At 47.6% G+C, this 13,066-nt stretch carries 13 protein-coding genes and 1 other RNA gene; 10 read left to right on the top strand and 4 right to left on the bottom strand.

Annotated features, from left to right (window positions below):
• The first annotated feature begins 196 nt into the window (after positions 1-196).
• From ACQ4MX_RS04670 to ACQ4MX_RS04660, 3 genes are all read left to right on the top strand, one after another.
• A complete protein-coding gene (locus ACQ4MX_RS04670) occupies positions 197-964 on the top strand; it encodes a YesL family protein (RefSeq protein WP_431089563.1) in 768 nt (255 codons plus the stop codon).
• A 52-nt stretch (positions 965-1,016) separates the two neighbouring features.
• Positions 1,017-1,210: non-coding RNA, 6S RNA (gene ssrS / locus ACQ4MX_RS04665), on the top strand.
• 212 nt (positions 1,211-1,422) lie between these two features.
• Entirely contained in the window at positions 1,423-1,815 is a 393-nt protein-coding gene (locus tag ACQ4MX_RS04660; protein WP_134910315.1) for a DUF1499 domain-containing protein, read from the top strand.
• 112 nt (positions 1,816-1,927) lie between these two features.
• On the opposite strand, the gene tpx is transcribed toward ACQ4MX_RS04660, so the two are convergent.
• Positions 1,928-2,446: a thiol peroxidase gene (gene tpx, locus ACQ4MX_RS04655; protein WP_431089562.1), complete on the bottom strand. Its 519-nt coding sequence runs from the start codon at positions 2,444-2,446 to the stop codon at positions 1,928-1,930.
• Positions 2,447-2,566: 120 nt separating this feature from the next.
• On the opposite strand from tpx, the gene ACQ4MX_RS04650 reads away from it, so the two are divergent.
• Positions 2,567-3,190, top strand: a complete 624-nt coding sequence (locus ACQ4MX_RS04650) for a rhomboid family intramembrane serine protease (RefSeq protein WP_134910313.1) — start codon at positions 2,567-2,569, stop codon at positions 3,188-3,190.
• A 98-nt stretch (positions 3,191-3,288) separates the two neighbouring features.
• Positions 3,289-4,218, top strand: coding sequence for a LysR family transcriptional regulator (locus ACQ4MX_RS04645; RefSeq protein WP_014280860.1), 930 nt, complete (start codon positions 3,289-3,291; stop codon positions 4,216-4,218).
• 94 nt (positions 4,219-4,312) lie between these two features.
• Here ACQ4MX_RS04645 and ACQ4MX_RS04640 read toward each other — a convergent pair whose 3' ends face one another.
• Positions 4,313-4,984 carry a zinc metallopeptidase gene (locus ACQ4MX_RS04640; RefSeq protein ID WP_431089561.1) on the bottom strand — a complete coding sequence of 224 codons (672 nt, stop codon included), beginning with the start codon at positions 4,982-4,984 and terminating at the stop codon, positions 4,313-4,315.
• A 43-nt stretch (positions 4,985-5,027) separates the two neighbouring features.
• A complete protein-coding gene (locus tag ACQ4MX_RS04635; RefSeq protein ID WP_187644882.1) occupies positions 5,028-5,459 on the bottom strand; it encodes a MerR family transcriptional regulator in 432 nt (143 codons plus the stop codon).
• A 295-nt stretch (positions 5,460-5,754) separates the two neighbouring features.
• Between ACQ4MX_RS04635 and ACQ4MX_RS04630 the strand changes: the two genes are divergently transcribed.
• The 4 genes from ACQ4MX_RS04630 to ACQ4MX_RS04615 all read left to right on the top strand — a co-directional run bounded on the left by ACQ4MX_RS04630 (position 5,755) and on the right by ACQ4MX_RS04615 (position 9,851).
• Positions 5,755-7,158, top strand: a complete 1,404-nt coding sequence (locus ACQ4MX_RS04630) for an ammonium transporter (protein WP_431089560.1) — start codon at positions 5,755-5,757, stop codon at positions 7,156-7,158.
• Positions 7,159-7,206: 48 nt separating this feature from the next.
• Positions 7,207-8,289 (top strand): DUF294 nucleotidyltransferase-like domain-containing protein, encoded by a 1,083-nt coding sequence (locus ACQ4MX_RS04625; protein WP_431089559.1) that lies wholly within the window; start codon positions 7,207-7,209, stop codon positions 8,287-8,289.
• A complete protein-coding gene (locus tag ACQ4MX_RS04620) occupies positions 8,286-9,023 on the top strand; it encodes an exonuclease domain-containing protein (RefSeq protein ID WP_025686468.1) in 738 nt (245 codons plus the stop codon). Before ACQ4MX_RS04625 ends, ACQ4MX_RS04620 begins: the two co-directional genes overlap by 4 nt.
• Positions 9,024-9,131: 108 nt before the next feature.
• The gene (locus tag ACQ4MX_RS04615) at positions 9,132-9,851 is read left to right on the top strand and encodes a TlpA family protein disulfide reductase (protein WP_431089558.1); all 720 of its coding nucleotides are present in this window, start codon (positions 9,132-9,134) and stop codon (positions 9,849-9,851) included.
• Between the two features lie 56 nt (positions 9,852-9,907).
• On the opposite strand, the gene cimA is transcribed toward ACQ4MX_RS04615, so the two are convergent.
• Positions 9,908-11,524: a citramalate synthase gene (cimA, locus tag ACQ4MX_RS04610; protein ID WP_431089557.1), complete on the bottom strand. Its 1,617-nt coding sequence runs from the start codon at positions 11,522-11,524 to the stop codon at positions 9,908-9,910.
• Between the two features lie 246 nt (positions 11,525-11,770).
• On the opposite strand from cimA, the gene ACQ4MX_RS04605 reads away from it, so the two are divergent.
• Positions 11,771-13,051 (top strand): DNA polymerase IV, encoded by a 1,281-nt coding sequence (locus tag ACQ4MX_RS04605; protein WP_134910307.1) that lies wholly within the window; start codon positions 11,771-11,773, stop codon positions 13,049-13,051.
• The last annotated feature ends 15 nt before the right edge of the window (positions 13,052-13,066 follow it).

Raw genomic sequence — 13,066 nt, 5'->3', positions numbered from 1 at the left:
TGAATGCTCGCTTCGGCTTTTTGCTATGAGATCAAAAAGTATAAATTACTTAGCAGCCTGCTTCGACAGCTGAAGTATTGATTTCACTGGCGCATTGGGGATGAAATACGGTATGATATAGTCAACAGCCGGAATTTACAGGCACAGCAACATGAGCCATGGAACCTGTCAGGGCTTGCGGAGGGAGAGACTAACGTTGGAGTTTAAAGGAGCTATGGGTGGTATTTATCGCCTGACTGAATGGATTACCAGACTGGCGGCTACCAATTTGTTATGGGTGTTATGCTCGTCGCCTTTTATGTTCTGTCTCATACTCAAACTACTTGTGATGAATCAGAACTTGGCTAATGAATCTTTACAAATGAACTGGGCGCTGGCTGTTTTGGCACCGCTTACTTTGTTTCCGGCTACATCGGCCATGTTTGCCGTCGTCCGTAAATGGGTAATGGGCGATACGGATGCAGGTGTGTTTCGTACCTTCTTTAAAGGATACAAGGAAAACTATAAGCAGAGCCTGATCGGGGGCATCTTTTACACGCTGCTGTTTGTCATTATGTATGTGGATTATACCGTGTATATGACGCAGCTCAGCAATTTGCAAATTGTAGGCATAATCATGCTTATTCTCATCATTATTTTGCTCGTATCCATGTTTAACTTTTTCTCGATGGTTGCTCATTATCATATGTCCATCGGGCAACTGATCAAAAATGCGGTCTTGCTGACGCTCATTCGACCGTTTCGTGTATTTTCTACCATGCTCGGCAGCGCGATTATTATCTTTATTGGAGTCAAATACCCTGTGCTGTTCTTGTTCTTCATTGGTAGTGTGGTGGCCTGGTTCGCTTTCTTTAATTTTTATGGAACGTTCCTCAAAATGCAGGATCAGATGGAAAAGATGAAGCAAAAAGACGAAGAGGCAGGTATCACGGAAGACAAGAAAAGTGATAACCTCCAAAAATAAAACAGATTTCTCCTAGCATTTACTTTCCGAGTGAGAAGCGCTATAATAAGGTCACATCCTGCGATGCACGTTACGGTCATTTGTTGTTTTGAACCAATGACAATGTCTAGGGAGACCAATACGGGTGGACAGCTGAAAAGCCCTGTCAATTCTGACAAGGGGACTTCAAAAGTTTGTCCTGCGATCACCCACCTGCTAAAGCAGGTTCAGAAGACGCTATGGTCGGACGGCATCGGCGGGTACTCTATAACGTAATCAATACACCCTGATACTGCTCCGTGCAGAAACAGGGTGTTTTTTGTATGTAATAATGCTAAAATAAGAAATAAGGTACTCAATCGCATACCACAGGTATGATCGGGTTCACTTTGTTGCTTTAACGTTTTTATAAAGCGCTTGCATCAAAGGGAAATCGATGTGCTGTATTCAGCAACGATTATCGTGAAGGAGGAAATGTCTTGTCGTTAAAGAGGACTCTGGTGGGGATTGTGCGCAGCCAAGAAGGTACAAGCGACCGGGTCAAAGACCCCCAAATGAAGACACGCTATTATAACTTATCGAGAGACAAGGCTTGGGAAGAGGTGTCGTCCGTTTTAAAAAAGATTCCTGGATACAAGGTGCTACATGAGGTGCCATCCGTAGGTGAGATTACGCTTGAGAAGCGAACGGCATTCGGCAGAACTGTCGACATTACCGTTTCTATATTGTCCGTCTCGCCCGTTCGGAGTGCTGTGGATATTTATTCCGCTTCGCGCGGATCGCTGGGGGACATGGGTGCAAATTATCGCATTATTTTGCAGTTGTTTGCCGTGATTGACAAGAAACTGTCTGCTCATAAGGTCGTACAGTGATTGCGGACGTGTGAGCAGCAACGTGGCAGACCAACGTCAAAAAAAGCGAGGAAGGCAACCCTTCACTCGCTTTTTTAATATTCGAATCAGCCTTAACGTAAGCAGAATGAATTTAGACGAGCTTCTTCACCGCTGCAATCGCTTGATCATAGTCAGGATGCTCGGACATTTCGCTCAGATATTCTACATAAGCGATTTTATCGTTTTGATCAATCACGAAAATAGCGCGATGATCCAGATGGAATTCCTTAATAAACACGCCGTAGGCTTCGCCGAAGGAATGGTCCTTGTAATCGGACAGTGTCAATACACGGTCAATACCCGCAGCACCGCACCAACGAGCTTGGGCAAACGGCAGATCCACGCTGACAGTCAGTATTACGACTTGATCTCCGAGAGAATCCGCTTCTTGATTAAAACGACGAGTCTGTGCGTCACACACGCCTGTATCAAGAGAAGGAACAACGCTGATAAGCTTGACTTTACCTGCAAAATCTCGAAGCGTAACAGCTTCCAGCAGATTTTTTTGCAATTTAAAATCAGGGGCCTGATCTCCAACTTTCAGTTCAGGACCCACGAGAGTCAAAGGATTGCCTTTAAAAGTAGCAGCTTCTTTACGTTCTTGTGCCATATGTAATAGCCTCCTTGGTTTTTAGCATTGGTTATCGTTGCTGAAATCTATTATAATCTTTTATAAAAGACATTGTCCAATTTGAATAAGGTGGAGACACCCCATGAAGGAAGGATTGCCTTGATTTTTTTACGGTATGAGAACTGGAAAAGTTATTTGCGTTTTTACCCGGTTACCTGTTTGATTCTGCTTATCAATATCGTGATGTTTATTGTGCTCACCGTACATGGTGGATCGGAAAATAGTTTGACACTAATCCGGTATGGGGCCTTGATCAATGAGGAGCCGTTTACCGACCAGTTATGGCGGTATGTGTCAGCTATGTTTTTACATGCGGGTTTTGACCATCTTTTCTTTAATTCCTTTGCGATTCTCGTATTTGCTCCACCGCTGGAACGTCTGCTGGGGTCCTTTCGCTACGTGCTGCTGTACCTCGCTACAGGCATTGTAGGAAACGTGCTGTCCATTGCGCATTACAACATGGTAGCGGAAACCACGGTCTCTGTAGGGGCGTCAGGAGCGATATATGGTATCTACGGCGCATTTCTGTACGTTGCTCTGTTTCAGCGGACGCTGATGGATGAAGCTTCACGCAAAACACTGTACACGCTGCTCGGCTTTGGTATCCTGTTTTCGTTCGCTGTGGCGAATATTAACTGGACCGCCCATTTTGGAGGACTGCTCAGCGGGTTTTTCTTGTATGGATTAATGATCAGATTGACTGGCCAACGTAAACGTCACTAAAGACAGCTTTACCGTAAGTCGGCAGGGCAAGAAAGAGGAAGGGGTTCGTCTAACCTCTTCTTCCGGATGTTGAAAAATAGATTGGAGCGAATAACGGAGTGGAATTACGACAGTTGCAATACTTCATGAAGGTAGCGCAAAAGGAACATGTCACTCAGGCAGCCGAGGAGCTGCATGTGGCGCAATCTGCGGTCAGTCGGCAAATTCATCAGCTTGAAGAGGAGCTAGGGGTTAACCTTTTTATGCAAAAGGGCCGCAACTTGCAGCTTACACCGGTGGGGCAGTTATTTTGCAAACGGGTTGAAACGATTATAAAGGATTTGGAGCGGGCTGTTCTGGAGGTCCATGAGTTTTTAGACCCCGAGGGTGGGGAAATTCGTATCGGCTTCCCGCACAGTTTGGGCATTCATCTTATTCCTACGGTTGTGGCTGAATTTCGTAAACGGTATCCGAATGTTAAATTCAGATTTAAACAGGGGATGTACCCAAGTTTGATCCGTGATGTGTTGGCGGGTGAGGTGGATTTGGCTTTTGTATCCCCTTTTCCGGATCGTCATGATCATGTCGAGGGAGATGTGGTGCTGACCGAGGAGCTGTTTGCGGTTCTTCCCCCTAATCATCCTTTGGCTTCAGCCGGGCACATCACGCTGGATCAGCTTAAAGGAGAAAAGTTCATCTTGTTCAGAGACGGTTACTCCCTGCGTCCGATTGTCTGGCAGGCTTGTCTGGAGGCCGGATTTACGCCTGACATCGCTTTTGAAGGCGAGGAGACGGATACGATCCGCGGATTAGTTGCCGCAGGTATGGGGGTCAGTCTTTTGCCGGAGATGGCGTTGTTCCAGACCAATCCGCTCCAGCCCGCGAGGGTGTCCATTGTTGATCCCGAGGTGACGCGAACCATTGGCTTAATTCACCGTAGAGACGACAAACTTCCGTTGGTTGCCAAATCGTTCCGCACTTTTTTGTTGCAATATTTTGGTCTTCAAGGTAGCGGCACTGTGACGGATGGAAGTGCTAAAGCGGACTAACGACAGGCGAGTATAGGGAATTGGATAAAACATAAAAAGGTTGTTCCTCTACCATCATCATGGGGAGGAACAACCTTTTTTGCTACAAAAGCGATTAGTCACGGCTGTTGAAGATACCGATCAGGCGAATCAGCTCCAGTAAGGAAACGAGAGCGGCAGCCACATATGTTAATGCAGCGGCATTCAATACTTTAGCCACACCTCGTTCTTCATCACTGCGGATAAATCCTTCGGACACCATAATTTCACGGGCACGGTTGGAAGCATTAAATTCGACCGGCAATGTAATTAATTGAAAAGCAACAGTAGCCGAGAAAAAGATAATGCCCAAGCCAATCAGGTTTGTGTAGCTGAACAGTAACCCGGCAATCAACAGAAACGGTGCAATGCCGGATGCGAAGTTGACAATCGGGAAAATCCGGTGACGCAGCGCTAACATAGGATAATGCTCTTTGTGCTGAATCGCATGACCGACCTCGTGACAAGCCACAGCAACTGCGGAAATAGATTTTTCATAATATACAGGTTCGGACAAGTGTACTACGCGTTGCATCGGATCATAGTGGTCAGATAACGCGCCAGGTACAGGTTCAATGGGCACATCGTGCAAACCGTTGCGATCCAGCATATGCCGGGCGGCATCGTAGCCTGTCAACCCGTTTTCGTTGGGAACATCAGACCATTTGTTAAAAGTACCTTTCACACGAAATTGCGCCCATAAGGATAAACCGAACGCAAGAATAATCAATATATACATCCCCATCATAAAGCAACCCTCCATTATTATTTCATCAAAACAGCCCGGGAATCTACATCATAGAGCTATGCTCCAGCAAATACTTCAGAGCTTCGATACAAGCGGCGCTTTGCGGTAGTAGACCAGTAAGCAGCTTACGTGCTTGAACGGGCTTGAGCTGCCCCAGAAGAGGCTGTAGCTCATTGACTTCGCGCTCCAGGCGCTGCATGTGCATCTCTAGACTTGTCAGCTTGTCGGTGACGTGCTCTTCGCCCGGAACCGAATTCCACTTCATTAATGTCTGTTTAATTTCCTCGAGGCTATACTTCTCTTGTTTCATTTGGTTAATACGTTCAAGCCTTTTTAAAGTTTCATCATTATATAACCGATAATTTTTCAAAGACCGTTCTTCAGGTGCGATCAAACCGAGCTTCGTATAATAATCAATGGTCCGTTCGCTGACACCAGCCGTCTTGGCTAGCTCGCCAATTCGATATAGCTTCATATCCCCATCTGTCCTCACCTCGCGCTCTTCATTCAGCCTTCAATATTACGCATCTGCAAACAGAGTGCTTATAAAAATATTTTACATGATTCCCAACCGTACAGTCAAACGTCATGCTTTTCTAGCCCATGAAACAAGCTACTTTTATAGTTAGTAAACGTGACATGGAAAGTTCGGGATCGATTTTTTTTCGAATAATAAAAAAAATCTTGTCAAGTTTCATGTATTCTGATTATAATGACAATAAGAATTTCACGAAATGTAAAGAAACTTAACATTCGAGGGAGTGGGCTTCATGAGAAAAAAGTGGTTTGTTGCATTACTAGCCATGCTGACGGTACTGGCTTTTCCGGTAGGTGCGTTCGCTGCTGACGGTCCGACAAATATTCAGCTTCAAGCGGGATTAAACACGGCGTTTACCTTCTTGGCATTTATTCTAGTGTTTTTCATGCAGGCGGGATTTGCATTGCTGGAGGCTGGCTCCACACGAATGAAGAATGCGGGGCATGTCGCTGGTAAAACGATTCTCACCACGGGCGTTGCAGCATTATCCTTCTGGGCTCTCGGGTTCGGGCTAGGCTTCGGTAACGATGGCGGTAACGGATTTATGGGGCTGACGGGTTTCTTCATGAGCGGCACGGATGCTGCTGTATCGTTTGACTCCCTTTCAAGTCTGGATGTTCCGATTACAATCATGTTTTTGTTCCACTTTGCTTTTGCTGCGGTATCTCTTTCTATCGCATGCGGGGGAATGGCAGAGCGTGCAAAATTAAGTGTATACATCATTTTCGGTATTTTGTTCTCCATCGTAATCTATCCGGTTGTAGCTCACTGGGTATGGGGCGGCGGCTGGCTTGGCAAGCTGGGCATGCAGGATTATGCCGGCTCGACGGTAGTCCATCTGACAGGAGCTACGGCGGCACTCGTCGCTACATTGCTGCTGAAACCGAGACTGGGCAAGTTCAACAAGGACGGCAAACCGAATATTATCCCTGGACATAATCAGGTATACTCCATTTTGGGGGTTATTATTCTCTGGTTCGGCTGGTTTGGATTTAACCCGGGTAGTGCTGTATCGGCTATGAATGACGGATTTTTCGGATATGTGGCGGTAACCACGAATCTTGCGGCGGCGGCAGGTGGAGTATTTGCCCTGCTGGTATCTTGGATGGTCTATGGAAAAGCGGATATTCCGTCCATGCTGAACGGTGTGCTGGCGGCTTTGGTAGCAATAACAGGGGCGTGCGCATTTGTAGCTCCTTGGGCGGCTCTGGTCATCGGTGCGGTAGCAGGGATTATTACCTTCTTCACAGCACAATGGTTTGAGCGTGCAAGGGTAGATGATCCGGTATATGCATTTTCCGTCCATGGTATTGCAGGGATGTGGGGTGCGATATCCACAGGATTGTTTGCTACTCCTGAACTGGTGAAAATAACAGGTGTTGGTCAAGCGGGGTTGTTCTATGGTGGCGGATTTACGCAATTGGGAGTACAGCTTCTGGGACTGATAGGGACTTTGGCTTTTGTGTTCGTCATTTCCTTCATTATTCTGGGTTCGATGAAAGCTATTATGGGTATTCGTGTTACGGAAGAAGAAGAAACGATGGGGCTGGATATCAGCGAGCATGGTACGTACGGCTATCCTGAGCAAATGAAGCTGGTTGCCGAGGCTGAGAAGCGTTCTGGGACTGTAAGCTAATATGTAAAATATAAAGAGCCAGTATGGATGAGCGGAGGAGATGGAAGTATGGAACTGCAAAATACGGCACCTTGGGTGAGTTCAGCCGAAGCGATTGATCATGCAGATACGCCTGAATCGCTAAGGCAGGCCAGGGTCGATTCTCAAAAATGGCTGCTGGCTTCCCAAGCCTCCGCTCCGTTATCAGACTGGTTACAAACGGCGAATGATATGCATGACCGCATTGCAGCCAGAGCTGTGCAAATGTGCGAAAAAGGGATGGTTGAGGATGGCTTCGGCCTTCCTCCCGTCCCTTACGCATTTATAGCCTTCGGCAGCATGGGACGCTCGGAGTCGACGCTATGGAGTGACCAAGATAACGGTATGATTATTAGTGACACTGCATCTGTCGGGAAAGAATCATATTTTATGGAGTTCGGCCAGAGGATATCTGCAATGCTGGAATATTTGGGATATCCGAAATGTGAAGGGAAAGTAATGTGTTCAGAGCCGCTATGGCGCCAAACGTTGTCTGAGTGGCAGGAGCAGCTGGCAAAATGGTCCGATGATTTTGCATGGGAGCCGATTCGTTATCTGATTATCTCTTCTGATATGAGGCATATCGCTGGAGACGAGCAATTGTCAGCAGAATGGAAGCGGAGCTTTTATGCGTTGCTGCGCAAGCATCCGGATTTGCCGTCCGCGGTACTTAGGAACACGGTAAGGCATAAAGCGACACTTAATATTTTGGGTCAAATCGTTACCGAGCGCTTCGGGGAGCACGCGGGTGATTTTGATGTAAAATACGGTTTGTACATCCCGTTGGTAAATGCAGTACGGTTTTGGGCTTTGCAGCACGGGGTGGAGGAGAGCTCTACGTTGAAAAGGCTCAGGCGGCTCGCGCTGCTGGAAGCAGCACCGTCACCTTTGCTGGATGCTTGTGAGCGGGCCTTTCGGATCGCGCTACAGCTTCGGATGGCTACTCCGGTGCAGGAAAAGAACGGACTCTTAGTTAGCAAGGGTTACCTTGCTGTCAAACCGTTGAAGCAAGGTAAGGGCTGGCATGAACTGCGCGAGGCGCTTTCGACGGTGCGGCGGCTACATCGCGCGCTGCAAAGACAGTTGCGGTTTACGGAAGGGAGAAAATCATGAAGGAACCAGCGCAGGGAGGCGGCTTTTGGAGCGCTCTTCGCAGAGGAGGGGTACCGTCGGCCATCGCTTCTGTGATGGGAGCTCCTACGGCTCAGCAGATGGCCTTTATCCGTTCCTTAACTCGGGAGCAACGGCGCTCTGAGGTATTGCGAACCCCGCTGGAGCGTTTGGAAACGGTTGTTTTTGACTTGGAGACTACGGGATTTTCAGCGCAGCATGGAGATGAGATTTTATCGTTCGGTGCGATTCGGGTTGTCGGGGATACGATAATGGAAAAAGAGCAATTTTACACGCTTGTCAATCCACGTACGGCCATTCCTGAGCACATTACGGAGCTTACCGGGATTACCCGGGAAATGACGGATGAGGCTTTGCCGCTTATGGATGGGCTGCATGACTTTATGTCCTTTGTAGGGGGACGGGTGCTTGTAGCGCATGCCAGTGCTCATGACAAGGCATTTTTGAATGCAGCGTTGTGGAAAACCTCTAAAGTGCAACTGACTCACCGTGTTTTGGATACGATGATGCTTGCCAAATGGCTGGAACCGCAGCAGCACCAAACGTACAGTTTAGATGAGCTGCTGACCTATCAGGGCATACCCATTCAGGGACGGCATCATGCGTTAGAGGATGCGAAAATGACGGCAAAGCTGTGGGTGGCGTACGTTCAGGAAATGCTGAAGCGTAATGTGACCAATTTGGCAGATGTGTATGCTCATTTAAGCCATGCCTAATTCAGTACAAGGCACAAGCTTCAATATAAGACAACATTACAGCAAGTCTACGATCATTCGTGGGTTTGCTGTTTTTTTGTGCACCTGTACAGATTGGAAGGGTTAGAGGTGGGAGCAGGATGGGCACCATATGGAGAAGGTGAGAGTAATCCAGATGAAAGGCCGGGTGATTGGACTGTGAAAAAAGCTGTTTTTATTAAATTCCTGATGGTTATGCTGGTTGTAGGAGTAGCTTCATCGGGAGGAGTAACAAACATGACTTATGCAGCAAGCGCACCGGCTAAAAATGTGCAAATTCAGGAGGAATATGAAGGTGAGGGAAGACTTGAAACTGGCAAGGGGATAGAAACAGGGTTAGAAGCTATAGAAGTGATGCAAAAGATACAGCCTGGTCAACCGCTTCCTTTCATAATTTTAAAAGGTTTGGACGGCAAATCCTACAATATAGGAGCCAAGCATCATAAAGCGCTGGTGATCAGCTTCTGGGCCTCGTGGTGCGATCCGTGCCGTTTGGAGGCACCTGTACTGAATGAGCTATATAGCAAGTACAAACATGATGTGGACGTGTATGGGATTAATGTAACACGCTATGATCGGTTGGAGGATGTGAAAAAGTTTTCCCGCTCGCTAAACCTTCAATTTCCGGTTTTGCTGGATGAGCAAGGAGCGCTGTTTGAAAGGTTTGGGGGTGCTGCATTTCCGACGAATGTCATGGTTGACCGTCATGGACAGGTACGTGAAATCATAATCGGCATGCTTAACGAACGTGAGCTGAAACGAAAAATAGAATTACTGCAAAAAAAGACGGTGTCTTTAGGGGCCGAATAGACCGCAAAAGACACCGCTTATTAAATAAAAGCATTCATCAAAGAGTAATCGTCCAATCAGTGATTTACTAGTCCTTGGGGCGATAGTTCGTTCTGCTGATTTTTCGGAGACGGAGCTTCCAGCAACGCATAACGGAAGCTGTCCACCAGTGCTTCCCAGCTGGCTTCAATTACATTTTCGGATACGCCCACGTTACTCCATACGTCCTCGTAATTTTTGGACTCAATGAGCACGCGTACCTTGGCAGCGGTGGCATCCTTTTCATCGAGTACACGTACTTTATAGTCGGCCAGATGCATATCACGCAGTGCCGGGAAATATTGAGAAAGAGCTTTACGCAGTGCGTTATCGAGCGCGTTGACCGGACCGTTGCCTTCAGCGGCAGTATAAACGCTTGTGCCTGCAACATTCAGCTTCAAGAACGCTTCGGATACAACTGGACGACCCGCTGTTTTCTCCACAAGCACCTTGAAGGACTCAAATGTGAACATTTCCTTCACTTCGCCGCCTGCTTCACGAATGAGCAGCTCCAGCGAAGCATCGGCTCCTTCAAACTGGTAGCCCTGATGTTCCAGCTCCTTGATGCGGCTAATGACCCCACGTGCCTCATTGCTGGACGGATCAAGGGTTATGCCCAACTCCTGCGCCTTGGACACAACATTGCTTTGCCCGGCTAGCTCAGAGACCAGCACCCGTTGCTTGTTGCCTACCAGTTCGGGAGCGATGTGCTCATAGGTTCGCGAGTCGCGCAGAATAGCTGACACGTGGATACCGCCTTTGTGGGCAAAGGCAGCATTGCCGACATAAGGCTGGTTCACTGGCAAATTCACGTTGGCAACTTCGCTGACAAAGCGGGCCGTGTTGTGAAGCTGCTTTAGCTTGTCGGAGTTCAAACACTCGTAGCCGAGCTTGAGCTGCAAATTTGGAATGACGGAGCATAAATTAGCATTACCACAACGTTCGCCGTATCCGTTAATCGTACCTTGGATTTGTCTCGCGCCTGCTTGCACTGCACTCAGTGTATTGGCTACAGCCAATTCACAGTCATTGTGTGTGTGAATGCCCAGCTTTGACCTTGTGAGCTGGCTATGCAGTGTGGTGACAATTTCCTGTATCTCATGCGGCATGGTGCCGCCATTGGTATCGCACATGACGAGCCAGTCTGCGCCTGCTTCTTCCGCTTTTTTCATGACGGCGAGTGCATATTCGGGATTATTTTTATATCCGTCAAAAAAATGCTCGGCATCAAAAATAACCTCCATGCCCCCTTGCTTTAAAAAGGCGATGGAGTCGTAAATCATGGACAGATTTTCTTCGAGTGTCGTCTGTAAGGCTGTGTGTACATGAAAATCCCATGATTTGCCGACGAGAGTAGCCGCTTGGGCGCCGGATTCCAGAATCCGTTGCAGGTTGGCATCCTGTGCCGCTATGCTATCTTTACGGCGTGTGCTGCCAAAGGCAACAATCTTGGCCTTTAGTCCCAGTTCTTGCACCCGTTTGAAAAATTCGATATCCTTGCTGTTGCTCCCGGGAATCCCGCCTTCAATATAATGAACACCGAGATCATCGAGTTTTTTGGCGATTTTCAATTTGTCGTCAGCAGACAAGCTAATTCCTTCTCCTTGAGTTCCGTCGCGCAGTGTTGTATCGAAGATAGAGATAGCGGTGGACATGAGGACTCCTCCTTCGCGGATTGCATAGATTGGTAGTGCTTTGCTTTTTTAAGCAGCTTATTTAATGATTTAACGCGTGAAAATAGAAAAGTGTCAACCTGCCTTGATTCGTATGATTTTTGATTATATCAACTTATGACTTCAAATGTAATATATAAATATCATTTTTGACCGCAAAACCTTTATTTTCATGTAAAATAGGGCATAGCGTTATTTTATAATTTATAGTTAAAAGAAGGGTTGAGCATGAGAGATGTCAGTGCTTATTATCCGGTTGGAGGACGGGTTATTCTGCATGTCGATATGAACGCATTTTATTGTTCTGTTCATGCAGCGGAGGAACCGGAGAAATACAAGGGGTTGCCTACCGCAGTCGCGGGCAGCAGTGAGCTGCGCAGAGGTGTAATCGTAACCTGCTCCTATGAAGCCCGGCGATTGGGCATCTCAACAGGGATGGTCGTCCAGCAGGCCCGGCGGATTTGTCCGCAGCTCATCGTGATTCAGCCTGATTTTCACTTGTACCGTCGTTATTCCAAAGCTTTTATGAGCATTGCTTATTCGTATACACCTATGTTGGAGGCAACTTCAATTGATGAATGTTATCTGGATATTACAGGTTCCAAGCAGTTTGGAACGCCAATGGAGATTGCGGAGGAAATCCAGCGCAGAGTAGCGGACGAACTGGGACTGCCTTGCTCCATCGGAGTGGCGCCCAACAAGCTGCTTGCCAAAATGGCCTCTGACCTGAAAAAACCGCGCGGAATTTCTGTTTTGCGCTTGCGTGATGTGCCAAAGGTTTTGTGGAATCTCCCCTGTGGTCAATTGTTTGGTGTGGGACGGAAAACGGCCGACAAGCTTCGGCAAATGAACATTCGCACCATTGGCCAATTGGCCAAGGCGGACGAGCATGTGCTGATTGGCGTATTTGGCGTGACTGGCTCGTGGTTAAAGCTGGCTGCTAACGGGATTAATCATTCTCCGGTCAATACCGAGCGGGAGCCGAACAAGTCGATCGGACACACTACTACCTTGCCCATGGATGTGGTGGAGCTGGAGGAAGCCCAACGGGTGCTTCTCAATATTAGCGATCAGGTAGCCCGCCGACTTCGACGGCATGGCATGCTGGCAGGAGGTATTCAACTGACCATTCGGACGCCGGAGATGAAGACCTTTACGCGTTCTCAGGTAAGGAGTATTCCTACGGAAAGCGCAGAGGACATATATAAGGAAGCTTGTGCGCTGTATAGGCGACATTGGGGAGAGGGCAAGCCTGTTCGTTTGCTTGGAATTACGCTTCAGCAGCTAATCCCAAAGGAAGAAGCTGCTGTTCAATTGGATCTATTTGAATACAAGGACCAGCCTAAAAAGGAAAGCTTGCTGAAGACGATGGATGCATTACGAGACAAGTTTGGCGAAAATGCAGTTCTGACTGCCGGGATGCTGGGAGATGACCCTTCGGTACTACTTCGGAACTCCAAACTGCGAGGGACTTCGCTGCAAAAAGACAATCTCCAGACGCCTGAGTAAACTTTTTGGTGGATT

Source organism: Paenibacillus sp. 8b26 (assembly GCF_050626875.1).
Lineage (GTDB): Bacteria > Bacillota > Bacilli > Paenibacillales > Paenibacillaceae > Paenibacillus.
The sequence above is the reverse complement of the archived record's forward strand: the minus strand, read 5'-3'. Positions and strand labels throughout refer to the sequence as shown.

Coding starts and splice junctions, on each gene's coding strand:
- ACQ4MX_RS04625 (WP_431089559.1), top strand. CDS start 7,207: ATGGAACTGCAAAATACGGCACCTTGGGTGAGTTCAGCCGAAGCGATT.
- ACQ4MX_RS04640 (WP_431089561.1), bottom strand. CDS start 4,984: ATGATGGGGATGTATATATTGATTATTCTTGCGTTCGGTTTATCCTTA.
- tpx (WP_431089562.1), bottom strand. CDS start 2,446: ATGGCACAAGAACGTAAAGAAGCTGCTACTTTTAAAGGCAATCCTTTG.
- ACQ4MX_RS04620 (WP_025686468.1), top strand. CDS start 8,286: ATGAAGGAACCAGCGCAGGGAGGCGGCTTTTGGAGCGCTCTTCGCAGA.
- ACQ4MX_RS04630 (WP_431089560.1), top strand. CDS start 5,755: ATGAGAAAAAAGTGGTTTGTTGCATTACTAGCCATGCTGACGGTACTG.
- ACQ4MX_RS04605 (WP_134910307.1), top strand. CDS start 11,771: ATGAGAGATGTCAGTGCTTATTATCCGGTTGGAGGACGGGTTATTCTG.
- ACQ4MX_RS04635 (WP_187644882.1), bottom strand. CDS start 5,459: ATGAAGCTATATCGAATTGGCGAGCTAGCCAAGACGGCTGGTGTCAGC.
- cimA (WP_431089557.1), bottom strand. CDS start 11,524: ATGTCCACCGCTATCTCTATCTTCGATACAACACTGCGCGACGGAACT.